Source organism: Mesorhizobium sp. M7A.F.Ca.MR.176.00.0.0, assembly GCF_004023165.1.
GTDB lineage: Bacteria > Pseudomonadota > Alphaproteobacteria > Rhizobiales > Rhizobiaceae > Mesorhizobium.
Genome location: NZ_RZTC01000017.1, coordinates 36,206 through 61,382 on the forward strand (window position 1 = coordinate 36,206; position 25,177 = coordinate 61,382).

At 61.2% G+C, this 25,177-nt stretch carries 22 protein-coding genes and 1 pseudogene; 10 read left to right on the forward strand and 13 right to left on the reverse strand.

The annotated features are described in order from the left end of the window. Positions 1–21 precede the first annotated feature (21 nt). From EOB59_RS08480 to EOB59_RS08505, 6 genes are all read left to right on the forward strand, one after another. Positions 22–1,131, forward strand: coding sequence for a branched-chain amino acid ABC transporter substrate-binding protein (locus EOB59_RS08480; RefSeq protein WP_127326424.1), 1,110 nt, complete (start codon positions 22–24; stop codon positions 1,129–1,131). A 118-nt stretch (positions 1,132–1,249) separates the two neighbouring features. Continuing rightward, positions 1,250–2,161, forward strand: a complete 912-nt coding sequence (locus EOB59_RS08485) for a branched-chain amino acid ABC transporter permease (protein WP_023809510.1) — start codon at positions 1,250–1,252, stop codon at positions 2,159–2,161. Further along, on the forward strand, positions 2,161–3,120 hold the full coding sequence (locus tag EOB59_RS08490) for a branched-chain amino acid ABC transporter permease (protein WP_245466214.1): 960 nt from the start codon (positions 2,161–2,163) through the stop codon (positions 3,118–3,120). Before EOB59_RS08485 ends, EOB59_RS08490 begins: the two co-directional genes overlap by 1 nt. 2 nt (positions 3,121–3,122) lie before the next feature. Further along, positions 3,123–3,887, forward strand: coding sequence for an ABC transporter ATP-binding protein (locus tag EOB59_RS08495; RefSeq protein ID WP_127398881.1), 765 nt, complete (start codon positions 3,123–3,125; stop codon positions 3,885–3,887). Continuing rightward, positions 3,887–4,615, forward strand: coding sequence for an ABC transporter ATP-binding protein (locus EOB59_RS08500; protein ID WP_127266690.1), 729 nt, complete (start codon positions 3,887–3,889; stop codon positions 4,613–4,615). The genes EOB59_RS08495 and EOB59_RS08500 overlap by 1 nt, the downstream gene beginning before the upstream one ends. A 564-nt stretch (positions 4,616–5,179) precedes the next feature. After that, entirely contained in the window at positions 5,180–5,383 is a 204-nt protein-coding gene (locus EOB59_RS08505) for a CsbD family protein (RefSeq protein WP_128288151.1), read from the forward strand. Positions 5,384–5,660: 277 nt separating this feature from the next. On the opposite strand, the gene EOB59_RS35240 is transcribed toward EOB59_RS08505, so the two are convergent. The 8 genes and pseudogenes from EOB59_RS35240 to EOB59_RS08550 all read right to left on the reverse strand — a co-directional run bounded on the left by EOB59_RS35240 (position 5,661) and on the right by EOB59_RS08550 (position 15,482). Next, a complete protein-coding gene (locus tag EOB59_RS35240; RefSeq protein ID WP_164895609.1) occupies positions 5,661–6,902 on the reverse strand; it encodes a c-type cytochrome in 1,242 nt (413 codons plus the stop codon). 991 nt (positions 6,903–7,893) lie between these two features. Further along, positions 7,894–8,496 carry a cytochrome c oxidase subunit 3 gene (locus EOB59_RS08525; protein WP_128288175.1) on the reverse strand — a complete coding sequence of 201 codons (603 nt, stop codon included), beginning with the start codon at positions 8,494–8,496 and terminating at the stop codon, positions 7,894–7,896. Beyond that, a complete protein-coding gene (ctaD, locus tag EOB59_RS08530; RefSeq protein ID WP_128288153.1) occupies positions 8,493–10,433 on the reverse strand; it encodes a cytochrome c oxidase subunit I in 1,941 nt (646 codons plus the stop codon). The genes EOB59_RS08525 and ctaD overlap by 4 nt, the downstream gene beginning before the upstream one ends. After that, a complete protein-coding gene (locus EOB59_RS37170; RefSeq protein WP_281040165.1) occupies positions 10,430–10,780 on the reverse strand; it encodes a c-type cytochrome in 351 nt (116 codons plus the stop codon). The genes ctaD and EOB59_RS37170 overlap by 4 nt, the downstream gene beginning before the upstream one ends. Continuing rightward, positions 10,757–11,344 (reverse strand): annotated as a pseudogene (gene coxB, locus EOB59_RS37175) (cytochrome c oxidase subunit II); the annotation flags it as partial. The gene EOB59_RS37170 and the pseudogene coxB, both read right to left, overlap by 24 nt. Before the next feature lie 299 nt (positions 11,345–11,643). Continuing rightward, on the reverse strand, positions 11,644–12,525 hold the full coding sequence (locus EOB59_RS08540; RefSeq protein WP_128288154.1) for a cytochrome c oxidase assembly protein: 882 nt from the start codon (positions 12,523–12,525) through the stop codon (positions 11,644–11,646). Between the two features lie 96 nt (positions 12,526–12,621). After that, positions 12,622–14,376, reverse strand: coding sequence for a thiamine pyrophosphate-dependent enzyme (locus EOB59_RS08545; RefSeq protein WP_128288155.1), 1,755 nt, complete (start codon positions 14,374–14,376; stop codon positions 12,622–12,624). A gap of 95 nt (positions 14,377–14,471) precedes the next feature. After that, positions 14,472–15,482 (reverse strand): ATP-dependent DNA ligase, encoded by a 1,011-nt coding sequence (locus tag EOB59_RS08550; protein ID WP_128288156.1) that lies wholly within the window; start codon positions 15,480–15,482, stop codon positions 14,472–14,474. Positions 15,483–15,708: 226 nt separating this feature from the next. On the opposite strand from EOB59_RS08550, the gene EOB59_RS08555 reads away from it, so the two are divergent. The 3 genes from EOB59_RS08555 to EOB59_RS08565 all read left to right on the forward strand — a co-directional run bounded on the left by EOB59_RS08555 (position 15,709) and on the right by EOB59_RS08565 (position 18,440). Further along, a complete protein-coding gene (locus EOB59_RS08555) occupies positions 15,709–16,299 on the forward strand; it encodes a LysE family translocator (protein ID WP_128288157.1) in 591 nt (196 codons plus the stop codon). A 263-nt stretch (positions 16,300–16,562) separates the two neighbouring features. After that, a complete protein-coding gene (locus tag EOB59_RS08560) occupies positions 16,563–17,858 on the forward strand; it encodes an Nramp family divalent metal transporter (protein ID WP_128288158.1) in 1,296 nt (431 codons plus the stop codon). 87 nt (positions 17,859–17,945) lie between these two features. Further along, entirely contained in the window at positions 17,946–18,440 is a 495-nt protein-coding gene (locus tag EOB59_RS08565) for a hypothetical protein (RefSeq protein ID WP_128288159.1), read from the forward strand. A gap of 77 nt (positions 18,441–18,517) precedes the next feature. Here EOB59_RS08565 and EOB59_RS08570 read toward each other — a convergent pair whose 3' ends face one another. After that, entirely contained in the window at positions 18,518–20,629 is a 2,112-nt protein-coding gene (locus EOB59_RS08570) for a catalase (RefSeq protein ID WP_128288160.1), read from the reverse strand. 291 nt (positions 20,630–20,920) lie between these two features. On the opposite strand from EOB59_RS08570, the gene EOB59_RS08575 reads away from it, so the two are divergent. Further along, entirely contained in the window at positions 20,921–21,484 is a 564-nt protein-coding gene (locus EOB59_RS08575; protein ID WP_127326434.1) for a sigma-70 family RNA polymerase sigma factor, read from the forward strand. Here the strand turns inward: EOB59_RS08575 and EOB59_RS08580 are convergent, their stop codons facing one another. The 4 genes from EOB59_RS08580 to EOB59_RS08600 form a co-directional block, all read right to left on the reverse strand. Continuing rightward, positions 21,485–21,661 (reverse strand): hypothetical protein, encoded by a 177-nt coding sequence (locus EOB59_RS08580; RefSeq protein ID WP_127270589.1) that lies wholly within the window; start codon positions 21,659–21,661, stop codon positions 21,485–21,487. It abuts the gene before it with no gap. Positions 21,662–22,123: 462 nt separating this feature from the next. After that, a complete protein-coding gene (locus tag EOB59_RS08590) occupies positions 22,124–23,038 on the reverse strand; it encodes a class I SAM-dependent methyltransferase (RefSeq protein ID WP_128288161.1) in 915 nt (304 codons plus the stop codon). A gap of 3 nt (positions 23,039–23,041) precedes the next feature. Further along, positions 23,042–24,016: a GNAT family N-acetyltransferase gene (locus EOB59_RS08595; protein ID WP_164895610.1), complete on the reverse strand. Its 975-nt coding sequence runs from the start codon at positions 24,014–24,016 to the stop codon at positions 23,042–23,044. 8 nt (positions 24,017–24,024) lie between these two features. Next, a complete protein-coding gene (locus EOB59_RS08600; protein ID WP_128288162.1) occupies positions 24,025–25,173 on the reverse strand; it encodes a glycosyltransferase in 1,149 nt (382 codons plus the stop codon). Positions 25,174–25,177 lie beyond the last annotated feature (4 nt).

Below are 25,177 nucleotides of genomic sequence, written 5' to 3' on the forward strand. Positions count from 1 at the left end.
AGGGGAAAATGGAGAGAATTGATGGTTGTTTCCTTCAAGAGGCTAGCTTGCGCCACCGCCCTTGCCGGGCTGGCTCTGACCACGATGGCCGCGGCTGCCGACATCAAGATCGGCATCGTGGCCCCCATGACTGGCCAACTGGCCAGTGAAGGGCAGGATATGGAGAACGCCGTGAAGATGGCGATCGATGCCGTCAACGCCAAGGGCGGCGTAAACGGCGACAAGATCACTATCACCACCGCCGACGACGCCTGCGATCCGCAACAGGCGGTGACCGCAGGCAGCAAGCTTGTCTCGGAAGGCGTGACCGCCATCGTCGGCGGCTACTGCTCGGGCGCCGTCTTGCCGACATTAAAGATCTATGGTGACGCCGGCATTCCGTTCGTCATCATCGGAGCGAACTCGACCAAGCTGGTCGCCGCCAATCAGGGCAATGCCTTCCTCGCCAATTCGACCGGCGACATGCAGGCGACGACAGCCGTCGAACTCTTCAAGAAGAATGGCTACAAGAAGTTCGCGTTCGTGGACGAAGGCGATGCCTATTCGTCCGACCTGGCCAAGTTGACCGCCGAAGCTTTCAAGAGCGCTGGCGGCGAAATTGCCGCCAAGGAGACCACCACGGCCGGCGAGCAGGACTATTCGGCGGTCGTCACCAAGATCAAGTCGAGCGGCGCCGATGCTGTCTTCTGGACCGCCTACCATGCCGGTGGCGCTCTGCTCACCAAGCAGCTCCGGCAGGCCGGGTTCCAGGGCGGCATCGTGCTGGGCGACGGCAACAATTCACCGGAATATCTGGAGATCGCCGGGTCGGCCGGTGAGGGCGTGTACCTGTTGTCTCCGCCGACTGTCGACCTCTTGTCCGGCGCCGCCGACTTCAAGGCCAAGTACAAGGAAACCTATGGCCGCGACGCCGGCGCCTATGCGGCGCTCTCCCACGATGTGGGCGACCTGATCGTCGATGCGATCACGCGGGCCAAGTCGGCGGATCAGAAAGCGATCATCGAGGCGCTCAAGGCGAGCGATTTCAAGGGCCTCGCCGGTGAAATCAAGTTCACCGACAAGAACACGCTCCAGACCTCGAACTTCCGCCCGGTGATTGCAAAGGGCGGCAAGTGGGTGGCTGTCGAATAAAGGCCAACCGGATTGATGCCGAGGCAGGCCTTGTGGCGGCCTCGGCGTCACCGCCGATTGTCTGGTGCGCCGACGCTGCGCCCAGACAAGACTTTTTCAATTCTGCCCTGGAGCATCAATGACGCTCGACCTGCTTATTCAGCAACTGGTGAACGGTCTTATCGTCGGCTCGTTCTATGCCCTGATCGCGCTTGGCTACAGCATGGTCTTCGGCGTCATCAAGCTCCTGAATTTCGCCCATGGCGACATCTACATGAACGGCGCCTTCGTCGGCCTCATCGTGTTCTCCTTTGTCGGCATATGGGTCGGCAATGGCTGGCTGGGCGTGGTCTGCGCCCTGCTTGTGTCGATGCTGGCTGTCGGCTTGCTCGGCGTCATCATTGAACGCTTCGCCTATCGGCCGATGCGCAATGCGCCGCGCCTCTCCATCCTCATCACGGCGCTTGGTGCCTCGATGGTGTTGAACGGCACGGCACTCGCCCTGACCGGCGGGCGGCATTACGCCTTCAACACCGACCTCGGTTTTGCCGGTGTCGACATTTCCACCGTTCATATCACCTACACGCAGATGGTTCTGGTGGCCGCCTCCATTGCTCTTATGGCAGGCATGCAGGCCTTTGTCTCCCGCACCATGTACGGCAAGGCGATGCGCGCCGTGTCCATCGACATGGGGGCGAGCCGCCTGATGGGCATCGATGTCGACCGGGTGATCGCCTTGACGTTTTTCATGGGCTCGGCGCTCGCTGCCGGCGGTGGGGTCATGGCCGGCGCCTATTATGGCAGTGTCCATTTTTTCATGGGCTTCATCATGGGGCTCAAGGCCTTCACCGCCGCTGTCATAGGCGGGATCGGCAGCGTGCCGGGCGCCATGCTCGGGGGCTTGCTGCTCGGCCTGCTCGAGGCTTTCGGTTCGTCCTTGCCCTTCGTCGGATCGGAGTGGCGTGACGTCTTCGTTTTCGGGACCCTGATCCTGTTCCTTGTGTTCAAGCCGACCGGCCTTCTTGGACGCTCTGTCGTGGAGCGGGTGTGATGATCGACGAAGTCAGAACCATGCCGACCGCCGTGCAACCGCAATTGATGCGCTGGTCCGTCGTGCTGCCCGGCCTGACGGCACTCGCCGTCGCGCTGGTGTTGCCGCAATTCGCCAACGGCTATGTGACGGAGGTGGCAACCACGGCGCTGCTCTATGTCGTTCTGTGCCTCGGCCTCAACATTGTCGTCGGCTATGCAGGCCTGCTCGACCTCGGCTACGCCGCCTTCTTCGCGGTCGGCGCGTACACGTCAGGCATCCTGACCGCCGAATTCGGGTTCAATTTCTGGCTCACCATCCCGGTCGCCATGGCGGCAGCCTGCGTGGCTGGCATCATCATCGGGGCTCCGACATTGAGATTGCGCAGCGACTATCTGGCGATCGTGACGCTGGGCTTCGGCGAAATCGTGCGCATCATCGCCCGCAACCTCGACATCACCGGTGGCGCGAGCGGACTCATCGGCATCGAGCGCCCGGAGATATTCGGCTTCAGGTTGATGCAGGTGCAGCACTTCTACTATGCGTTCCTGGTGCTTGCGCTGCTCACCGCCTTCGTCTGTCTGAGCGTCGAGCGATCGCGAATGGGACGAGCCTGGTTCTACGTTCGCTACGATGAGGACGCCGCCGCTGGCATCGGCATCAACCGTGTCACGGCCAAGCTGCAAGCCTATATGATGGGCGCTGTGATCGCTTCCGTGGCCGGATGCCTCTACGCAGCCAAGATGACGGCCATCTCGCCGGAGAGTTTCACCTTCAACCAATCGCTGCTCATCCTTCTCGGCGTCGTCCTGGGCGGCATGGGCCGCATTCCCGGCGTCGTCCTTGGTGCTGTTCTCGTGGCCCTGCTTCCGGAGGTGCTGCGCGGCGCGGGGACCTATCGTCCGCTGGTGACTGCGGTTGCGCTGCTGGCAATCATGCTCTTCAGGCCGAACGGGCTGTGGCCGGACAAGCGAGTTTGACCATGGCGCTGCTGGAAGTCCGCGATCTGCGCCTCAGTTTCGGAGGACTGAAAGTCCTTCACGACATTTCGTTCTCAGTTGAGAAAGGCGCCATCAACAGTCTTATCGGGCCGAACGGGGCCGGCAAGACATCACTCTTCAATTGCCTGACCGGCTTCTACAAGCCGAAGGGCGGCTCGATCAGTCTGGGCGGCCGGCCAATCACCGGCTTGCCGCCGCATCGCATCACCGCGCTCGGCCTCGCCCGTACGTTCCAGAACATCCGGCTGTTCAAGGAAATGACCGTTCTGGAAAACGCCATGTCCGGCCAGCATTGCCGCAGCCGCCACGGCATCATGTCGGCGATCCTGCACTTGCCGGCACAGCGGCGCGAGGAGGAGGCGATCCGCGCGGCTGGCATGCGCTGGCTCGATTTTGTCGGCATCGAGCAGCATGCGCATCGCCGTGCCGGTGGTCTTTCCTATGGCGAACAACGGCGGCTCGAACTCGCAAGAGCCCTGGCGTCGACGCCCGAGCTCATCCTGCTGGACGAGCCCGCCGCCGGCCTGAACGAGCGCGAGAAGCTGGACCTTGTGCACCTGATCCGCCGCATCCGTGACGAAACCGGTGTCACCGTCCTGCTGATCGAGCACGATATGGGCCTGGTCATGCAGGTGTCGGAGAAGATCGTGGTGTTCGACTATGGGCAGAAGATCGCCGACGGACCGCCGGAGGCCGTGCGAACAGACCCCAGGGTCATCGAAGCCTATCTCGGCACGGAGGAATGATGGACGCCGAAATCGTTCTTTCCGCGGACCGCATCGTCGCGCGCTATGACGGCATCGAAGCCCTTCATGGTGTCAGCCTTTCGGTCAAACGCGGCCAGATCGTCGCCCTGCTTGGCGCGAATGGTGCGGGCAAGAGCACCACGCTGCGCACGCTGTCCGGCCTCGTTGCCGCATCCTCCGGATGTGTCCGCTTCCTGGGCGAGGACATAACCAAGGTCCCTGCCCATCGCCTGCCGCATCGCGGGCTCGTCCACGTCCCGGAGGGAAGGCGTATTTTCGGCGACATGACGATCAAGGAGAACCTTGACCTGGGCTCGTTTACGCTTGCCGACGACGCCGAGCGCCGCAGGCGGCTGGATCATGTTTTTGAGCTCTTCCCCATCCTTGCGCGCAGACAGAATGGCGATGCAAGGAACCTCTCGGGAGGCGAGCAGCAGATGCTGGCGATCGGCAGAGCCCTCATGGCCGCGCCCAAGGTGCTGTTGCTCGACGAGCCTTCCATGGGTCTGGCGCCGCAACTGATCAAGGAAGTCATGAACATCGTGCAGCGCCTCAATCGTGAAGGCGTGACCATCCTGCTTGTGGAGCAGAATAGCAAAGTCGCCTTGAAATTCGCCGACTACGGCTACGTTCTCAAGGCTGGACGCGTTGTTCTTGAGGGACCAGGCAGCGATCTCGCGAGCAATGAAGCGGTTATCAGCGCCTATTTAGGTGGCGTCGCTGCTTAGCTGGCTAAGCTGCCAACGCCCGGATTTTTACAAAATGAGGCCGCCGCTCCAGTCCAGCCCCTAACATATTGATTTGTGCAGGAAGCACTGACCCTCAGAGACTAACATAATCATTATTTGTCAACAGGTTACGAAGCGGTCCGCTCAAATCGATTCAGGAAGCTGATCCAGCCATTTCGCTGACCGAATTTATCTCAAGCCGAACGGCGGCTTTGCGCCTCAAGTCGGTCATTAAGACCAGCTTCGCCGTTTCCCGAAAGCGACATCATCGGACTACGCTGGCTTAAGATAACTGTGCCTGTAGACGGACGGCGGCGACAGGATGAAAAGCGCTTGCGCCTGCTTGGTGGCGGAACTGTTGCGGAAGGTTTGGAGGCGTCTTGGGTCGAAGGTCATGGCGTCGCCTTCGAGTAGGACGACCTCAATTGATGGCGCAGGCTGAGCGTAAAGGAATGGGTCGTGGCCTGTGAGAGCAAGACGAGCGTCGAGTTCCAGGAACATCCGTCGTTGATTTGCGTTTGCTCTCCGAGGTTAGACGTTTTCAAACCGAAGGAGAACGGTGTCATGGACTGGAACCGCGTGGAAGGAAACTGGAAACAGGTGAAAGGCAAGGTCAAGGAGCAGTGGGGTAAACTCACGGATGACGACCTTGACCGCATCGCCGGCAAGCGCGATCAACTCGAAGGCAGGATCCAGGAGCGTTATGGCCTCGAAAAGGACCGTGTGCGGCGCGATATCGATGACTGGTACGGTCAGCAGGGCTGGTAAGCGCGTGAGGCCCGGGCCGCGGCCAATTCCAAGACGCGGCCCAACAGTTGAATTTTGCAGCAAGGATTTCGTACTGTGTCAGAAGATATCTCTCGCAAGCAAGAGCAACGGGGGACAAGAAGGATCGTCATGTGGGCGATCGCAGTTATCGCTGTGATTTTCCTTGTTCTGCTGGCTACATTCGTGTTCGGCCCACTGGTATGATTTTCGTCGCGATGGTTGAGCTGTCTACAGCAAGATCCGGGGATGATCGGGCTTTTGAGGGCGCTTGCAGCGGTCACCGGGCCGCGTCTTGCGGCGGCAGCAGGCGCGGATGAGCCGACAACCCGTCAGGCTGATGCCATCCGCGCTGCCTTGGGTGGCAGGCGTATCCGCGGCGGTCGTCATTGTTCCGGTGGTTTGCGCCATCAACTTGGTCCGCGGCGACAATCTCCGGGAAACCACCATTGCACAGGCCATCGGGGGCGACCCTGACCGGGCCGTCCCGGCAATGATCCGCAACGGCTGTGGCGGATGTCACGAAATCCCGGGAGTGCCCGGCGCCCGTGGCACCGTCGGTCCGTCCCTGCAAGGCGTCGTCGAAAGAGGATATACCGGGCCGTCGCGAGCCACCCCGGATGCGATGATGCGCTGGATCAGCAGGGCGCGGGACGTTGACCCGAAGACGGCCATGCCCAATACAAATCTGTCGCCTCAAGAGGCGCGCGACATTACCGCCTATCTCTATGCGCGAACATGAGGCTCGCTTAAGTCGCCCTACGGCGCAGGCGTCTTGCCAGCAAAAGCAGCAGGCCAGCATCAACACGGCGGCGCCCGCTACAAGTGATTGAACCGCCAGAATGATGATTGTCTGGCTGGTTGTCGTTCCTGCCCGCATCTGGCGTACATCGGCCGCGGTGACGCTGAGGTCGGGATTTCCGAACCGCGCGGTGACGTAATTTGCAAGAGCTGCCACCTGGCCATCATCCAGCCAGCCGCCGAAGGCCGCCATCGATTGACGCCCGGCCACGTCACCAGCTTTTACGCCTTCAAGGATGGTCATGACGACATCCTCGGGCGTGGCCGCGCCGGGGGTGCTGTTACTGGTCAAGGACCGATAGGATCCGTCTGATGATCCGCCTCCGTTCGCCCCATGGCACGTCGAAAAGAGCGATCGATAGAGATCATCGCCGGTTGCGGTTCCGCTGCCTTGCGTCATCCCTTCGGTTCCAGCATCGCCGTCGGCCGCGGCCGCGGCCGCGTTACCCCATGTGAAACGCGGCTGCTTCTCGTCTCCCGGTTGGGCGGGCACGTCCCTGAGATAGGCGACAATAGCCTGGATGTCGTCGTCGGAAAGATGCTGCAGGCTGTTCATGACCGTTTCCGCCATCGGCCCGCCTGCGTAGGCCTTCCCGGGCACGACGCCGGTTTTGAGGAATCGAGACAACTCTTCGTTGCCCCAGCCGCCGACGCCTGCGATCTTGTCGCTGGTGATGTTGCCAGATGCCGGCGGTGCCGCCGGCAAGCTTGTGGTCTTCATCCATGCCGAACGTCGCATTCCTTGGCGTGTGGCAGGCACCGCAGTGGCCGAGCACCTCGACAAGGTAGGCTCCCCTGTTCCATGCGGCGGTCCGGCTCCGATCAGGCGTGAAACTGCCGCTTTGGAGGTTCGTGAGCTTCCACAGCGCAACCGTCCAGCGCTGGTTGAATGGAAAAGGCAGAATGTTTCGCGGCCGCGGCTGGGAAATCGGCGGCTGCGCAAGGAGATAGGCCCGGATCGCAAGCACGTCCTCGCGGCTCATTGCGGCGAAGCTGTCATAGGGCATGGCGGGGTAGAGATCGGCTCCGTCGCGCCTGATACCTTTCTGGACGGCTCGCACGAACTCGTCCGCGGACTAGCGTCCGATGCCCGTTTCGAGATCTGGTGTGATGTTGGTCGAGTATACATCGCCGAAGGGTGTCGGCACGCGATAGCCTCCAGCGAAGGGGCGGCTCGGATTGGACGTGTGACAGCCGATGCAGTCGGCCGCTCGCGTGAGATATTCACACCTCTGGATTTCGCTCGCCCGCAGCTCGGTGCAAAGCGCCAACGACGACCGCCCGAGAAATGACGGCTGGGAATGGAATGCCCGTGGCAGGCCAAAGCGCGCACCGGCGGCGGATGGCCAATCTCCGCGTCTTTGGCGTCGTCACAGTTCGCACCCGCTGAAGATCAGCCCTGCCACCACTTGCGCCAGCAAGATGAGCGTGAACAGCGCCCCGATCCCACCGAAGTCCTGGCAAGGAACGCGCGCGTGCGCGCCTTCCGGGGCGGGATCGTACCATGCCCGCGGTCATGAACGGCGTGCCACGACAGGAGCGTGCCTGCCAGGGCGACAGCGGCGCCTATCAATGAGAACAAGGCAGTGGGACGAAAGCCGGCATGGCACTGCCAGGATGCAATGGAGTAATCGAGCTGCAGGGCTATTGCCCATGCAACTGGCCCGCTGACCAGGCCTGCCCAGGAAACGCCGGTACGGATCGCCTGCATCTCACATCCTCGGAGCCCAATAGATAACAAGATAGAGCACGACCCATGAGACGACGACGAAGTCCCAGTAGAACGCATTGTCCGAGACGTCGCTGAAGCGGCGGCCCGCCTTGCCTTTTTGCGTGAACATGAGAACTGCCAGGACGATCGTGTCGCCGACATCGGTAAGAAGATGCGTGGTATGCAGTCCAAGCAGGAACCACACGATCGATCCGTAAGCGTTCTGATCCCAGGAAATCCGCAGAGCCGGAAATTCCCAGATGCGAACGATCAGCGGAAGAATCCCGACGACCGACATGACGACCATGCCAAGGCGAACTTTCGCGAGGTCCTGGCGACGCGCCCAAAACTCGATCAGGTGGTTGGGCACGACGCTCGCAACCAGAATGATCAACACTGCCGTGCCCGGCAGCAAATCTGGCGCCGGGGCTCCGATGGGCCAATGCCGGGCCAGCACGGCCAAATAGAAGTAGGTGCCTATCGCCAAGGCAAAACCTGTTGCCTCGAGAGCAATGAAGGCAAGGGTTCCCCACCACATCGGGCTCGCCGACCCGAAATCATATGTGGGCAGGTGGCTGACGTCGGCGACGGGACGGTGCCTCATTCCTCGTCCTCCGGCTCGCCTTTCGGCCAGAACCAACAGATGAAGCCGATCGAAACCGGGATCGCTCCCCAGACCACCGCCCATGGCGTGTATATCGAACGGAGAAATGCACCGCCCACCGCAATGGCCGACAGAAGCGGCCAGATGGAGTTGTCAGCCGATGGCACCCTTAGTTGCGGCACCGCATCGGCGACCGTGCCGGCGAGCACCTCGCGTGCGTCGACACGCAGACCCTCGACCACGGGAAGCGTATCGGGCTCGGCCCAAAGCGGTTCGAGGTGAGTTACCACGGGCAGCCGCGAAAAATCGTAGGAGGGCGGCGGCGACGTCGTCGCCCATTCGAGCGTGCTCGCGCCCCAGGGATTGTCTCCGGCAATGCGGCCGTTGCGAAGGCTGAGCAGGAGGTTCAGGAAGAAAAGCGCAAAGCCGGCGAACACCACCAGTGAAGAGAGGCTGATGAAGAGGTTCATCTCGCCCCAGCCGCTCGCCGGCGGATACGTATAAACGCGGCGCGGCATGCCTTGCAGACCGAAAATATGCATGGGGAAGAAGGTGAGATTGAACCCGAGGAAGACGAGCCAGAAATTCCAGCGGCCGAGCCTCTCGGACAGCATGCGTCCGGTGATCTTGGGAAACCAGTAGTAAACGGCGCCGAGCAGGGGGAAGACGGCGCCCCCGACCAGCACATAGTGGAAATGGGCAACCACGAAATAGGTGTCGTGTACCTGCAGGTCGAGCGGCACCGAGGCGACCATGACCCCGGTCAGGCCGCCGATCACAAAGGTGAAGATGAAGCCGAGCACGAAAAGCATGGGCGTGGCGAAGATCGGCCGGCCGCCCCAGATCGTCGCAATCCAGCAGAAGATCTGAATGCCGCTCGGAATGGCGATCATCATCGAGGAAGCGGTAAAGAAGCTTTCGCCGAGCTGCGGCAGGCCGGTAGCGAACATGTGGTGCACCCACAGGCCGAAGGAAAGAAAACCGATCGCGATCAACGACAGGACGATCCCGAGATAGCCAAAGATCGGGCGGCGAACGAAGGTCGGCAGGATCGCGGAGACGAAGCCGGTCGCCGGAATGAAGATGATGTAGACCTCGGGATGGCCGAAGAACCAGAACAGATTCTGCCACAGCAGTGCATCGCCGCCTGCAGCGGGATCGAAGAATTTCGTGCCGACCAGGCGGTCCAGGATCAGCATTGTGCTCGAGACCATCACGGCCGGCATGGCGAACAGGATGACGAAAGCCGTGACGAGGACGGACCAGACATAGAGCGGGATGCGGTCAAGCGACATGCCGGGAGCACGTTGTTTGAACACTGTCGCGATGATCTCGACCGCTACCGCGAGCGCGGACACTTCAGTGTAGGTCACCATCTGCGCCCAAAAATCGGGGCGCTTGCCGATGCCATATTCGGGTCCGGCGAGCGGTACGTAGGAAAACCAGCCGGCATCCGCACCGGTTTCGAAGGCGAAGGCGATCCAGATCATCAGCCCGCCGGAAAGATAGACCCAGTAGCTGAATGCATTGAGCCGCGGAAAGGCGACATTGCGAGTGCCGATCATCAGCGGCACCAGGGAAATGGCGAAAGCTTCCATCACCGGCACGGCGAACAGAAACATCATCGTCGTGCCATGCATGGTGAACAGCTGGTTGTAGAGATCGGGGCCGATGTGGCCGGCCTCAGGCTGGGCAAGCTGGAAACGCATGGCGAGCGCTGATAGACCCGCAAGGATGAGAAACAGGAAAGCCGTCACGATATAGCGCCGTCCGATCAGCTTGTGATCGACCGTGACCAGCCAGCCGTAGAAGCCTTTCGGCGTTCGCCAGGCATGCCCCAGAAAGGCGCGCAGTCTCACCTCTTCGAGGCCGGTGTCACGGATGCCTTTCAGGCCCTCCTGGGTATGCTCGGCCGGCTTTCTCCCAAAGCCGCTCATTCGAGGCTTCCGAGATAGGCGACGACCGCGTTGAGATCGTCGGCGCTAAGGGCAATGCGCGGCATCTTGGCGCCGGGCTTTACCGACTGTGGATCGGCAATCCAGGCGGCGAGCGCGCCAGGGGTCATGGCCAGCGTATCTGCGGCCAGTGCACGTCGGCTGGCGAGATGCGTAAGATCAGGACCGACCGTTCCGCTGGCAGGCGTGCCTCTTATCGTATGGCAGAGCGCACAGCCGGTGAAAAGAAATGCCTGTTGGCCGCGGCGTTCTTCCTCGCCGCCAGGCGCGGATGCGACGGCGTTTTGCCTGGATTGCCATGCGTCGAACGCTTCGCGGCTTTCCGCGATGACGGTGATGGCCATATGGGCGTGCTGATAGCCGCAGAATTCGGCACACTGGCCACGATAGATGCCGGGCTTATCGGCGATGAGGGTAAGCTGGCTTGGCCGGCCCGGAATGAGATCGCGCTTACCGGCAAGGTTCGGCACCCAGAAGCTATGAATAACATCGAGCGAATCGAGTTCGACCTTGACCGGTTCGCCAACCGGGACATGGATTTCATTTGCCGTGACGATCGATTGCGAGGGATCATTACCGGCATACCGGACCTCCCACCACCATTGGTGCCCCGTGATCCGCACGGCAAGCGTTTCCGTTCCGCTCAGCGAAGCAATGGATTTGCCGGCGAAAAAACTCGCTATCGTCATCATGACGAGCACCAGAACGGTCAGCGCAACGGCGCTGCCGACAGCGCGGGTAAATCGGCGCTCCTGATGTGAATCGATCTCGAGCGGCGAGCGCGTTGTCTCGGAGAGGCGGCGACGCAAAAGCGCTGCCGCCAAGACCAGCATGACAAGCAGCCACGTGGCCGCCGCGACTGCGCTGAAAGACCAGATCAGATCAAGGATTCTCCGGGCGTTCGCACCGTGTGCATGGAGGGCCGATTGCCGATCGCCGCAACGTCGACGCTGCGCTGACCCACCTCAAACGCGGTTGCGCAGCCTTTCCCGGAACAATGCCAGTCAGGATTTGCGTTGGACATGTAAAGGCAAGCGACATTTGCGGTCATGTCCGCCTGCGAGAGCGGGCCAACGGACTCATGCACCTCGCCATGAAGGATCCACCATCGTTGCCAAGGCCATAACGCAGCTGGCTGAAAAAGGATGCTTGGCAACACCGCCCGGTGAAAACCGACGTGAAGCGGTGCGGGTTAGACGATGCGCAACTCCTGGGGAGCCTGATGCCGCCGGCTGCTCGTTTGAATCCAGAAAGCGACCGAGAGCAGTGCGGCTCCGCCATAGATCAGGCCAGCGGGAATCCACATGATCAAGCCTGCAAGTTGCTGGTCCTCGAGCGGGCTGAGCCCCCACAGATCCGAGCCGACGGCATTAGCCGGATACCACAGCTTTGGCGAGACGACGAGCAAAACCCCGAGCAGCCCGGTGTGGAGCGAGGTGAAGAAGAGATGCATCACCGCATTGCCGCAAGCGTGCTCGCGGCCAGGGCGAGGCAGCAGCACCCACCAGAACAAAAGCCCGGTACCGAGGAAGCTCGCATGCTGGGCATAGTGCAGGAAACCCTGCTGGAGGGCAGCCTCGAACAGCGCCGGGACATGCCAAATCCATATCGCGGCTCCGTGCAGGACGGTCGCGACCACAGGGCGGCTGATGAACGACCAGATCGCCCGAAGCGTATTTGCATGTCCGGCCGCTCCGAATATCTGGCGCAGCTGTACCGGCAGTGCCCACATCATCGCCGCTGTCGGGCTGGAGGCAACCAGCAGAGGCGCTGCGACCGCCATCAGCAATTCATGCTCGATCATGTGCGCCGCAAACACATGTTCGCCCAACGGATGGATCGGGCTTACAAGGGCGAACGCCAGGACGGCCCAGCCGGCAGCAAACTGGAAGTCCTGCCGTGATCGCAAGCGACGTCCGCGTCCGCTCCGTCGCCACAGTCGGCTGGCGCCCGCTGTATAGAGCGACACGACTGCCAGGAGCGGCAATGTGATGGGAAGCGCCAGTGTCCAACCGGCTTGCGGGGCGCCGTTGCCATAGCAGATCGAGGTCGAAAAGAGCGCGTCGAAGCTCATGATCCGCATCCGTCAGCCGGAAGAGCACCGGAGCTCCGGTTCATCTGGAAAGATCCAGATTGAAGCCACTGAGGCGCTGTTCTCACCTCCGTGCCTCTAGGCGTCCATCATCGATTTCGCCGGCTCCCGGGCGATGTTTTCTTCTATGCGTTCGTGTCCCGGCGTCCGCGGCAGGGCCTGGCGGAAGTTCTTGGCGTAGTCTGCCGGCATTTTGGGCGGCATCAGCGGCTCATAGGCATCTACCAGCGCTTCGATCACGACTGGGCCTTGCGTGGCGAAAGCCTGGTCGAGAACCGTCTCGATCTGATCGGCCCGCTCGATGCGAAAACCCTTTGCGCCCATTGCTTCCGCCGCCATGGCAAAATCGATCGGCTGCAATTCGCAACCGAATTGCGGATTGCCCAGAAACATCATCTGCTCCCAGGCGATCTGATTGAGCATGTTGTTCTTGATCACCAGAACCTTCAGCGGGATCTTGTAGCGCACCGCCGTCGAGAATTCGCCAAGCTGCATGGCAAAGCCGCCATCCCCGACGATGGCGGCAATCGGTCGACCGGGGAACGCGATGCCGGCAGCGATGGCGTAGGCGAGACCGCAAGCCATCGACGCCAGCGATCCGGACACCCCGAATGCCTGGCCGCTGCGAAGATCGACATGGCGTGCGGCCAACTCCGTGTTCTGACCGGAATCCGTGGCCAGCACTGTGTCGTCGGCCAATCTTTGTCCGAACGCCCGGGCAATCGCTTGTGGCTTCAAGGGTTGCGCCTGCATGTCTTCCGACTGCCGCATCATCTCGCGCCATTTTCTCAAGGTCTCCTGGGAACGGTGCAGGAATTCATCGGAGGGCTTCTGCGTCAGACGTTGGTTGAGCGCGCGCAATGTCTCGGCCGCGTCGCCGACAAGGCCGGCCTCGACCGGAAAGCGCAAGCCGATCCGCTGCGCATCGCTGTCGATCTGGACGCCACGGGCCTGCCCGGGCTGCGGGTAGTATTCGATATAGGGAAAGGTCGAACCGACAATCAGCACCGCGTCACAGCTCTCCATCGCCTCTTGCGAAGCCAGGGTTCCAAGAATGCCGATCCCGCCGGTGGTGTAAGGATGGTCGTCCGGCAGCACCGCCTTGCCCAGCAAGGCCTTCGCGACAGGCGCCTGCAACAGGCGCGCCGTGTGTTCGAGTTCGGCGGCCGCGCCGATGGCGCCGCGTCCGGCCAGGATCGCAACCCGCGAAGCGTCATTGAGAATGGCGGCGGCTTTGTCGAGCTCAACCTCCAGCGGTACGCTGTGACCGGCGAACATATCCTGCGGCGTGTGCGCCGGGCGATTGCGCTTGGAGCGCTTCGACGGATCGCTCTCCTGCTCCTGGATGTCGCTGGCAATCGAAAGATGGGCGACGCCCTTGCGCGCCAGCGCGGCTCGGCAGGCAAGGCTGGCGACGTTTTCCATATGCGCGGCGTCGGCGACATGTGCATTGTAAACGGAGACATCGTGGAACACGCGCGTCAGATCGACATCCTGTTGCGTGAACGTCTCGATCAGATCGTGGAACTGCATGCCCGTAATCGCCAGCACCGGAGCCTGGTCGAGCTTGGCGTCATAGAGGCCGGTCAGAAGATGTGTTCCGCCGGGACCGGACGTCGCAAGGCACACGCCCAGCTTTCCTGTCCACTTGGCATACGCACATGCCATGAAGGCAGCCGACTCTTCATGCCGGACCTGAACGAAGGCAATCTTGTCGCGCCGCGTCCGCAACGCTTCCATGACGCCGTTTATGCCGTCTCCCGGCAAGCCGAACACCACCTCCACGTCCCAGGCGACGAGCGTATCGATGAGAATTTCTGCTGCATTTGGCATGTCGGGGTAGCTCCGGTGGATGGTGTCCGAACCGGTGAATCCCGAGTTGGTTCCTTCGTCACAATAAATCGTGGAAGCGATCTTCCAGGAGCGGTCTATTCGATCTGCTCAAACGTGCATTGCCGTGGCGCCTTGTCGGGGCGCCAGCGCAGCAGTTTGGTGCCGTGGCGGAACCGATTGCCGGTAACGTGGTCGAAGCGGACCTCCACCACCAGTTCAGGCTGCAAGGGTTCCCATTGTCCGCTGCGCTCCGTGCTCCAGCGGCTCGGGCCGCCGGGCGCCTTGCCGGTGAATCCGGGCTCTGACCGCAGCCCTTCCAGCCGGCGCGTGAGCGCTCCTCTGTCGGTCCTGGCAATGGTCGACGTGAAGCCGACGTGATCGAGCTTGCCGTCGTCATTGTAGAGGCCGAGGAGCAGCGAGCCAACCTCACGACTGTCCGCGAGATAACGGAAACCGCCGACAACGCAATCGGCGGTGCGCCTCGGCTTTACCTTCACCATCGCACGTTCGCCGCACAGATAATGCTCATCAAGCACCTTGGCCATGATGCCGTCGGTCGATGCATGGCCGGAGCCGTGTAGCCATCGAGCCGCCGTGGCTGCATCATAAGTGCACTTCGACAGGCGAAGATCTGGACTGTTCGAGGAGGTCACCAAGTCCTCGATCGCTCGCCGCCGTTCCACAAGTGGCTTGCCCGTGATGACCTCGCCGCCCGGCCTGGCAAGCATGTCGAAGAGGATCAGACTGGCAGGCGTCTGCGAACTCAGTTTGCGGATTCTGCTTTGTGCCGGGTGAAGGCGCATCTGCAGCGCCTCGAAAGAAAGCTCACCGTCAACCTCAATGACAATCTCGCCGTCGAGGACGAAATGCCCGCGCTTGAGGTCACGCAAAATGTCCGTGATTTCTGGAAAATAGCGGCCGAGCGGCTTGCCGGATTTGCCGCGCAGGTCAACGGTGTCGTCGCTCTTGAAAGCCAGGCAGCGAAACCCGTCCCATTTGGGCTCGTACTGCCAGCGGTTTCCATCCCGGGGGATTTCATCGGCAAGCTTGGCCTCCATCGGAGACGTGTCCAGCGGGAGCGGGAAGGCGTTTATTGGTTCATGCACGGATAGGCCTCCAAAACCGGCTCAGGAACGGCTCCGGCTTTTTTCAACTTCCAGGACTGGCACCGCGTTCCATCTGACGGTTCATGCCTGGTTCTTCGCGATGGGACATTTTCATTTGCCGCGGAACCCGGATGACGGCTGGCCGCTTTGATGTCATCGGCAGCGCTAACGGAGATGCCCCATCGATCCCTCATTGTGGATAGCTTTTGTCGGAACCGTCATTCTCATGCAGGTGCCGCCAGGTCCCGACAGCATGCTGGTGATGGCCCGCGGCATTGGACAGGGGCGCGACGTGGCGCTGTTCACGGTGCTCGGCATGACGCTGGGCGCCGGACTTGTGCAGCTTCCGCTGATTGCATTCGGCCTGTCCTCGCTTGTCCACGCCTCGCCCCTGGCGTTCAATCTGCTTCGATGGGCCGGGGCGGCCTACATCGTCTGGCTGGGTGTCCGGCTGCTGCTTTCATCCTCGGCAACCATTCCCACGGGTGACCTCAAGGCCCTGCGGCCGCTCGCCGCCGCCCGGGAAGGAATGATCGCCAATCTGAGCAATCCCTGGCCTTTGATGTTCATGGTTGCGTTCCTGCCGCAGTTTGTCGATCCGCACAGGGGCTCCGTCACGTTGCAGCTGGTGCTGCTTGGCGCAACACAGAAGATAACCGGTGTGCTGGTGCTGGGAGCCTATGCCTTGGCATCGGGCGCGGCCGGGGCATGGGTCATGCGGCACCCTCGCGCAAGGCTTTGGCAGCAGCGGCTCGCCGGCTGTCTCATCATCGGCCTCGGCTTACGGATGGTCATCGGCGGCGGTACGAGCCGCTGACTTTGAAGGAATAGCTTTTGTGCCACGTCGCCTGAAGGACAGGCTTCGACACAAGCATTCTCTTCTTTAGAGGACCGAGCATTCGCTTGGAGGTTCGGCTCCGCCGAAATCGCCGTCGCGGGCCGGAACCGTGTCCAGGAACAAAAAGACTGACCAGAGGTTCGAACTCGATCTCGATGCAGCTTGAAACGGCTGCTTCATCGGCATCCGATTGGAATTTTCGTCATGATTTCTTGCGTGGCCCCGGTAAAGACGCGCCTGCAATGAACAAGCCGTCTGACAATGCCGGCCAAAGGGCAAGCGGGCAAAAAAAGGGCGGCGTCGTTCGGGCTCTCGGGCTTGGTCTGATTACCGGTGCGGCCGATGACGACTGCTCGGCCATCGGTACCTACGCGAGCGCCGGAGCGCGGTTCGGACCCGATCTGCTGTGGACGGCACCTGTCACGCTGCCGATGATGTATCTCGTCGTCTACCTTTCATCCAAACTTGGCCAGGTTTCGGGTCGCGGGCTTTTCAAGGTCATATCGGACTTCTATCCGCGTTGGCTGCTATGGTCCGTGCTGGTGGGCGTGCTGATTGGCAACACGATCGAGGCAGCGGCCGATCTTGGCGCCATGTCGGCGGCCATCGTGCTGTTCGTTCCTCTGCCTGCTCCTTTGGTCGTCATTGTCGTCGCGATCGTCATTTTTGCCCTGCAGGTGTTCGGATCGTATAAATTGATCCGAAATGTGTTCCGGTGGCTGGCTCTGGCTCTGCTTGCCTATGTGGTCTCCGCGGTGCTTGCCAAACCGGATGCCGCCTCTGTCCTGCGTGGCACGCTGTTGCCAAAAATCGAGTTCAGCCGAGAATACCTGTCCATCCTCGTCGCCATCATCGGGACCACGCTCTCCGCATACCTTTACACATGGCAGTCCAATCAGGAGGTGGAGGAGGAGATCGCCAAGGGTCGAACGAGCCTCGAAGAGCGCAAAGGCGCCACCGAGGGCGAGCTGCGCCGATCCCGCCGCGATATCCTGATCGGCATGACGTTTTCCAATCTGATCATGTACTTCATCATCCTTTCGACAGGGTCGACGCTCTACAAGGCCGGGCAGACGCAGATCGAGACAGCGGCACAGGCGGCCGAAGCGCTGCGGCCGCTTGCCGGCGACGCTGCCGGCATTCTCTTTGCGGCCGGTGTAATTGGCGTCGGCTTTCTGGCCGTGCCGATCATGACCGCTGGCGCCGCTTTCGATTTCGCCCAGGCGATGGGATGGAAGAATAGCTTGCATGCCAAACCTCGGCAGGCTCCCAAATTCTATATCGTGATGGGGATCATAACGCTGGTGGCGGTGGGTCTCAATTTCTTCGGCTTCAACCCTATGAAAGCCCTGGTCTGGTCGGGCGTCGTGCAAGGATTTTCAACGCCACCTCTGCTGCTTCTCATCCTGATCATGACCAACAATCGCAAGATCATGGGCGACAAGGTCAACAGCATAAGCACGAACATCCTGGGCGGCGTGACGACCCTGGCGATCTTTGCGGCGTCGGCGGGACTGGTGGCAAGCTGGTTCCTGTAGCTCGCCGGGCGGGAAGGATGTTCAGGCGCGGTGGAACATCGGCGGTCAATTGTCGTTGAGACGCTTGTGGGAGAAAGGAGGTTGTCCATGTCAAAGTTGCAGGCCGCCACTCCGGATCGTCTAAGACAACTCAGGCTTGAAGCTTCAGCACATTTTGCTCCGTTGATGCTGAACGAAGCCCTGTTGCGCCTTTCCCATGCCTGCGGAGGCGACAGCCTCGACCGCTTCGAGAAAGCCATGGTTGATCAGATCGAGGCGGCAGAGGACGATCGCGCCGATTTCGAAACGATCAAGGAATTCGCGATCGAGCAACTTTACGCCCTGGTCCGGAACGCCAACGATTCGCCAAAAAGGAAACAGCCGCTTGAGAAGATAGACACGCGCAGAACGCCCGGCCGTTCCGAAGAGCCACGCACGCTCGAGGACCAACTGCAGGCGGGGCTGGAGGATTCCTTTCCGGCGAGCGATCCGCCATCGGTGGTGTCCACGACCATTTCAGGCGGAGCGAAAAAGCTGGTCGGCACCGACGAGGTCCTGGAAAAGCAGCGGCAACAAGCGTCCAGTAAGGAAAGTCGCTCGTAGGTCGCGGCGCCCGCTGAGGCTTGGCGGCAAACCAAAGCCTGCGGACATGCCAGCGGAAAACAGCTGACGCCATCGCATCAAAGCTTGACAGCCGCCTCCCGCGCCCAGAGCCGCAGCTTCCGGCATGACTGCACAAACGCAGTTACCGAAGCTGCTGAATCCAGCCGCGTCAGCCCCTCGTCGGCATCGGGAGCGACGCCTGCTTTGATCAGGAGCGGCTCGGCCCCCGGGGTGAAGCCGATGAACTTGCAATGCGCAAACGCATCAGACACGAAATCCTTCGCGGCGGCCTCCTTGACCAGTAGCTCGGCGCCCGCCTCGGAGAGGAGCAGCACCACAGCGTCGAACAATACGGACGGGCCCCCGTCGATCATGTGCCTTGCCTCGATGTGGGTGCCGTCGTCGGCTTCGACGCCGCCCACCTTGGGCGCAACCACCTCCATCACCGCGCCTTCCGCTTCGATGGCGGAACGAAGTTCCTCGAACAGCGCGACATCGGCTCCATCGCTGAGCATGACACCGACTTTGCGGCCTTCGAAACTGTCAGGCCCGTTTTGGATGATGCTAAGCGCCGGCGACGGCGGCAAGTCATCGCGCGGCAGAACGGCGGCTTCGGCAGGTTCGGGCATGTCACGGATGCCGAGCTTATCGGCGACCGTGGTCGCCAGCGTTTCATCGATGTTCAACAAATGCGAAACCATGCGCTCGCGGATCGCCGGCGCCTGGACCTTGCTCAGTTCAAATGTCAGCGCCATCGCGATGTGACGCTGCTCCGGTGGTGTCTGGCTGTTGAAGAATTGCCGGGCCTGGCTGTAGTGATCGGCGAAGCTCTCCGCGCGCAGACGTACTTTCTGCCCTTCTTCGGCATCGGCGAAAGAACGGAAGCCACGCTGCGGATCCTCGCGCGGTCCCAGTCCCCATGAGTTCGGCTCATAATTGGCGCGACCGGCCGGATTGCGCATGGCCATGTGCCCATCCTGTTGAAAATGGGCGAACGGGCACTTCGGCGCGTTGATCGGCAGATGGGTAAAGTTCGGGCTGCCCAGCCGTTTCAATTGGGTATCGAGATAAGAGAAGTTGCGGCCTTGCAGTAGCGGATCGTTGGAGAAATCGATTCCGGGCGGCACATTCTGCGTCATGAACGCCACCTGCTCGGTCTCGGCGAAGAAATTGTCCGGCATCCGGTCGAGCACCAGCCGACCGACCGGAATTGGTTCGAGGACCTCTTCGGGAATGATCTTCGTTGCATCCAGGATATCAAAGTCGAAACTGTCGGCAAATGCCTGATCGAACAGTTGCACCGTCAACTCCCATTCCGGGAAATTGCCGGCCTGTATGGCCTCCCACAAATCGCGGCGATGGAAGTCGGGATCGGCACCATTGATCTTGACCGCCTCGTTCCAGACCACCGATTGCATGCCGAGCTTCGGTTTCCAGATGAATTTGACGAAGGTGGATTCGTCCTTCGCGTTGACGAGGCGGAACGTGTGCACACCAAAGCCTTGCATGAAGCGGAAGGAACGCGGGATCGCGCGATCCGACATGATCCACATCACCATGTGCATCGATTCCGGCATCAGGCTGATGAAGTCCCAGAAATTGTCGTGCGCCGTCTGTGCCTGCGGAAAGGCGCGGTCGGGCTCCTGTTTGGCGGCGTGGATCAGATCGGGAAACTTGATGGCGTCCTGGATGAAGAAGACCGGGATGTTGTTGCCGACCAGATCCCAATTGCCCTCCTTGGTGTAGAGCTTGACCGCGAAGCCGCGCACGTCGCGGGCGAGATCGAACGAGCCCTTGTTGCCGGCAACCGTCGAGAAACGAACGAATGCCGGCGTCTTTTCACCAACTCGCTGGAAAATGTCGGCACGTGTGTATTTGGCAAGTGACTCGTAGGTCTCGAAATAACCATGCGCGCCGTAGCCGCGGGCATGAACGACCCTTTCCGGGATGCGTTCGTGGTCGAAGTGGAAAATCTTCTCGCGAAAGTGAAAGTCCTCGATCAGCGATGGTCCGCGCTCACCGATCCGCAATGTGTTTTGGTCGTCGGAGACAGGCGTTCCGAGCGCCGTCGTGAGCGCAGGCGTTTCGTCCCCCGCGATCTGGTGCAACTCGCCGCCATTTCCGCGCGCGCTATTCTGATCCAGTCCACTTGCCGATTGGCGAGCGGAGGGGCGAGCGGATTTGGCCATGACAGATCCTCGATCGATACCGGAAGGTTAAAGTGGTCAAGCCATCAAACTGCCGGTGAGCAGCTTTGTTCCCGTAAAAAATGGACGCTGGAGACACCGCTGTCGGAGGAGCCGTGGCTGCTGCGGCGATGGTGCGCGCCGATCGGATGACAGATAGCTCAACCTGCGCACAATTTATGAAGAGTTGTCTCCAGCACGAGGAACGAACCAAACTTCCATGCATTTAGCTGGGGCTGCGTTCACACACTCTTTCTTCTGGGAGCTGGACCATTGTCATCCGGAGGCTGCCTTTTGGCCGACCAGGAAACCAATGAAGTTTCCATCGTTGACCTGATACCTGCCCTGCGGGCATTTGCGCGCACCTTCTGCCGCGTCCCCGACGACGCTGACGATCTCGTGCAGGAGACACTGACCAAGGGTCTCGCCAACATCGACAAGTTCGAACCCGGTACGCGCATGAAGTCGTGGCTCTTCACCATCATGCGCAACACTTATTACACCCGGGTCAAGATCGCTGCCCGGGAGTCGCCAGGCCTGCTCGACTGCGCCTCTTCGAGGCCAATTTCGGAAGCCACCCAGGAATGGACCGTTCAGAGCAAGGAAGTTCACGGCGCCATTCAAAGGCTGCCTGAACACCAACGCGAGGTCCTGATGCTGATCGGCGTTTTGGGAGTGAGCTACGAGGAAACCGCCGACATATGCGGTTGCGCGGTCGGAACCGTCAAAAGCCGCCTGAACCGTGCGCGCGCCAACATCCTTGAATTCCTGGGGGAGAGTTCGCTGCAGACATTGATGGAAAGACGAAACCAGCTGTCGGATGGTCAGCTCGATGTCGAGGTTGACGGCCGCAGATAGTCAGTTCTTCACGTCGCGCCGACGTTTCTCGACGAGCGCGTTCTGCAATTCGATCGCCAGCTTGGTCAGGCGGTCTGGAATTTTTTCCTGCTCTATGGCGGCCAGCAGGGAAGCAATCTCCTGATCCACAGCCATCTCGACATGGGGATCCGGGGTATCGTCGCTCGAACGAGACATCACATTCTCTTGATAGCGGGTCCCTTGATCCTAGTGTGGTGATAAGCGCCTGGCATTACAAGGCGGTGTCCACCGTCAAGAAGCTCACCAGCGGCCCCTTGCACAGGTTTATTTCCTTGCTGCTCCTTCGTCGCCCCGGGCCATGGACGCGCTGCGGTGGCGTTCAGTCCCTAGGCAATCGGTCAGCGGCCTGATCCTGATATTGATCGGACTTGATCCGATTGCCGTCCTGCCCGCGCTCCTGGCCATGCTGCTTCTTGTTGCGACTCGACAAGACCGCGTTTTCTTCGATCTTGTCCCTCTCCAGGGAGGTCATCGCGCCGGCGCCGGCACTCTTGCCTGGCTGCTGCGGCCGAATTGTTTTTTACCGCCGGATGCCATGATATCCTCCTTCGAGTCGGGGACACTCGTCGGTGCCCGTTGTTCGACGTCCGAACTGGCATCGCGCTGTAATGTTCCGCTTCACCCAGCGAGCAGAAAGGCGTCGCCATCCCACGACCGAAACGGCTTCTCGCCGTCGATGAGGACCCGCAATTGATGAGCTTGCGCCAGACGGCCGATATCATCGCGGTCTGAGAGAAGTGATCCGCGATAGGAATAGTTCAGCAAGGCGAGCCAGCCCGGCCGTTTCAGAACGCGCGCAATTTCGTCGAAATGCCGATCAGCCATGCCGGCCAGAACCAGATAGGGAAAGCTGTCCACCGCCAGCACGCAATCGAAACTGGCATCGGCGAATTCGGACAGATCGAGACCGGAGGTTTGTCGCAACTCGACATTGCCGAGTGCGGCGCATTGCTCGGAGGCGATGGAGATCATCCTCGGCGATATGTCGATGCCGACCATGCGCTTGAAGGATTTGCACAGCGCGCGCTCGAAACGGCCGATGCCGCAACCGATGTCGAGAATGCTCCGTTCCCTTCCGGTGAATTCTCGCGCTTCCAGCCATGCGACGATTTCGTTGGTCGTGACTGTGAGCCTTGCCTCATCGCCGAGGGATGCCAGTTGGACACTCGCGGCTCCCGAAATCGCTGCCGCGGCATCGAAGCTGGAGGCCAGCCGCATGACGACAGCGACATTCGTCTCGTCCTCATCGCGCTCATGCCGAACGGCGCCACCCGTTGCCCGCAACATGGCGAAGACGTCTGGTTTGCAGCGCAGCAGTCCGGCGACCTTTCGCAGCCTTGCTGCGTCGCCGGCATCCGCCGGCTGGACCTTCAGCACGACCTCCGCCAATTCCGCCGCTCCAATTGTGGGCGGCAGGTGGAGCGCCAGCCTGACGAGAACACCTTCGGCGCAAATGCCATCGGCCATGCAGTCTTCAACCGCCAGCCTGACCGATGTCGTGCGCCGGGCGGCTTTCGGTGCGGTTACACTCATGCATCAACTCCGCGTCCAGACCCTGCGCATCGTCCACCTGTCGACGGCGCCCCAGCCATATTTATAGGCCTCCTGGCCGCGCAGAAAATCGAACTCGCACGCATCTTCGCGGATCGCTTCCGCGATTGCGTGGCCAATCAGGATCGCACCTGGACTCTCCTCGGCATAAGCAGGGTCGAAACCACCGAGATAAGCATAGGCACGGCCGCGGTGGTGAAATCCGTAATAGGCGCCGACGGTTCCGCCATCGATCGCGAACAGCCAGCATCGCACCAGACCGTGAGCGTCGAGCAAGGGAAGTGAGAGCCGATGGAATTGCTCGACGGCGGCGTTGGCCAACACACCGCCTCCTTGTTCGGCCCAGCGCATATTGTGCAGGCGGATCAATTGATCGAGGAAAGTTTGCGGACTGCCGCTTGCCGACAACAGCGCGATCCGGCCGCATCTTGATGCGGCTTGACGCGCCCGACGCAACTGGCGTCTGCGTCTTGCGGGGACGCAGCCTGCAAGCGTTTCGTCGCCGGCGAGGGCGAGCACGGGGCAGGCGGCATGGGCGGTCGGCCAATCCATCTCGGGATGCGTCATCGCAAGGGAGAGGCTGTCCTGCGGCAAGTCCGACAAGATCCATTGCGCCCACCCGATCGAGAGGATCGACTCGGCGACAATGTCGACGACCTCGGCTTCGCTCCCAGGGACAGCCAGAATGTCCAGATAATCGCTGAGCGAAATGCCGACCGGAAGCAGCTTCGAACCGGATATCCCATGCTCAAGGTAGAATGGCGCCAGCCCGACCAGATCGTCGCCACGCCAGACCGCGACCGTCGCCAGTTCACCAGGTGCGAATGCGTGCCACCACGGCACCAGCCAGGCGGGAGATTGAAACGGAGTCGCCGAGGGACTCCGCTGCCACAGTTTCCACCAGTGCGGCGTTAAGGCGTCCAATTGTGTGAGGTCACCGATGATTTCGCTGCGCAGCACAGTTTAGCTCACGGCGTCGCCGCGAAGCGCCGGCGACCAGTGCCAAGCCGTGCCAGCGCCTGATAGGCGTCCATGTAAGACGAGATCATCCGTTCCAGCGAAAACCGCCGTCGCGCTTCGGCCCTGCATGTCTCGGCATCCAAGCTGGGCGCCGCAAGAATGGCTTGGGCCATCTCGTCGACCGTATCGACGAGAAAGCCCGTCCTGCCGTGCTCTATGACATCGGGAAGCGCACCATTTGGAAAGGCGACCACCGGAGTACCGCAGGCGAGGGCCTCCATGGCCACAAGCGAGCTGGTCTCGGCTGCGAGACTCGGAATGACCAGACAGCGCGCCGCATTGAGAATGCGTCGCTTGGCGGTGAAGCCGAGAGGGCCAAGGAAGCGGCGGCGGCCATCGAGGCGAGGTTGGACCTCATCGCGAAAGTACCGCGTATGCGTTTCATAGGGATAGACCTTGCCGCCGATGACCAGCGGCACATCTGCCTGTTTGGCTGCGTCGAGCGCCAGGTGGACGCCCTTTTCCGGACAAACCCGGCTTAGAACAAGGGCAAAGCCGCGCTTCGACTGCAGCAGGGTCAGTGCTTCGATGTCAACGCCGTTCGGAATCGGCGCCGTCAGCCGGGCGTCTGATGGCGCGGTTTTCTGCTGGGTGGGCGAGACCGCATGGAGCCAGAGATCACCGCGCGTCGGGCGCAATGCCGCGGCCGGATACCAATCCAATGGCAGGTGGAGGGTCACCAAGGTCGGACCATCGTCGGGCAGATAAGCGTCGAAATCTATGCCGTGCAGATGAACCACGTCGATGGGCCATCGGGCACGGGCAGCCGCGATCGCCTCGCGATGGGCCTGTTGCGCGCGGCTCTTCGCCGCCTCGTCGAGTACGCCGTTTTCGGCCGGTATTTCCACAAGCGTGCCGGTCGTTCTGGAGCCTCGGCAGCCAATGACGATAGATCGATGACCGGCCTGAACCAGTGCCCGATCGAGCACCGACAGAACCTGTTCGGCACCGCCGACAGCGTCGGGGCCGACGGGCGCGAGAGGGTAGGCGACATTGAGGACGGTGAGTGTCTCGCCTGGGCGAGTCTCGTTGCCCCGCGCCGTATCTCCACCTGTCAACGGCGTCGCGAAGTCCTGCACCTGATGCATGGGCAGCATGACA

Coding starts and splice junctions, on each gene's coding strand:
- EOB59_RS08480 (WP_127326424.1), top strand. CDS start 22: ATGGTTGTTTCCTTCAAGAGGCTAGCTTGCGCCACCGCCCTTGCCGGG.
- EOB59_RS08485 (WP_023809510.1), top strand. CDS start 1,250: ATGACGCTCGACCTGCTTATTCAGCAACTGGTGAACGGTCTTATCGTC.
- EOB59_RS08490 (WP_245466214.1), top strand. CDS start 2,161: ATGATCGACGAAGTCAGAACCATGCCGACCGCCGTGCAACCGCAATTG.
- EOB59_RS08495 (WP_127398881.1), top strand. CDS start 3,123: ATGGCGCTGCTGGAAGTCCGCGATCTGCGCCTCAGTTTCGGAGGACTG.
- EOB59_RS08500 (WP_127266690.1), top strand. CDS start 3,887: ATGGACGCCGAAATCGTTCTTTCCGCGGACCGCATCGTCGCGCGCTAT.
- EOB59_RS08505 (WP_128288151.1), top strand. CDS start 5,180: ATGGACTGGAACCGCGTGGAAGGAAACTGGAAACAGGTGAAAGGCAAG.
- EOB59_RS35240 (WP_164895609.1), bottom strand. CDS start 6,902: ATGAAGACCACAAGCTTGCCGGCGGCACCGCCGGCATCTGGCAACATC.
- EOB59_RS08525 (WP_128288175.1), bottom strand. CDS start 8,496: ATGAGGCACCGTCCCGTCGCCGACGTCAGCCACCTGCCCACATATGAT.
- ctaD (WP_128288153.1), bottom strand. CDS start 10,433: ATGAGCGGCTTTGGGAGAAAGCCGGCCGAGCATACCCAGGAGGGCCTG.
- EOB59_RS08540 (WP_128288154.1), bottom strand. CDS start 12,525: ATGAGCTTCGACGCGCTCTTTTCGACCTCGATCTGCTATGGCAACGGC.
- EOB59_RS08545 (WP_128288155.1), bottom strand. CDS start 14,376: ATGCCAAATGCAGCAGAAATTCTCATCGATACGCTCGTCGCCTGGGAC.
- EOB59_RS08555 (WP_128288157.1), top strand. CDS start 15,709: ATGCAGGTGCCGCCAGGTCCCGACAGCATGCTGGTGATGGCCCGCGGC.
- EOB59_RS08560 (WP_128288158.1), top strand. CDS start 16,563: ATGAACAAGCCGTCTGACAATGCCGGCCAAAGGGCAAGCGGGCAAAAA.
- EOB59_RS08565 (WP_128288159.1), top strand. CDS start 17,946: ATGTCAAAGTTGCAGGCCGCCACTCCGGATCGTCTAAGACAACTCAGG.
- EOB59_RS08570 (WP_128288160.1), bottom strand. CDS start 20,629: ATGGCCAAATCCGCTCGCCCCTCCGCTCGCCAATCGGCAAGTGGACTG.
- EOB59_RS08580 (WP_127270589.1), bottom strand. CDS start 21,661: ATGTCTCGTTCGAGCGACGATACCCCGGATCCCCATGTCGAGATGGCT.
- EOB59_RS08590 (WP_128288161.1), bottom strand. CDS start 23,038: ATGAGTGTAACCGCACCGAAAGCCGCCCGGCGCACGACATCGGTCAGG.
- EOB59_RS08600 (WP_128288162.1), bottom strand. CDS start 25,173: ATGCTGCCCATGCATCAGGTGCAGGACTTCGCGACGCCGTTGACAGGT.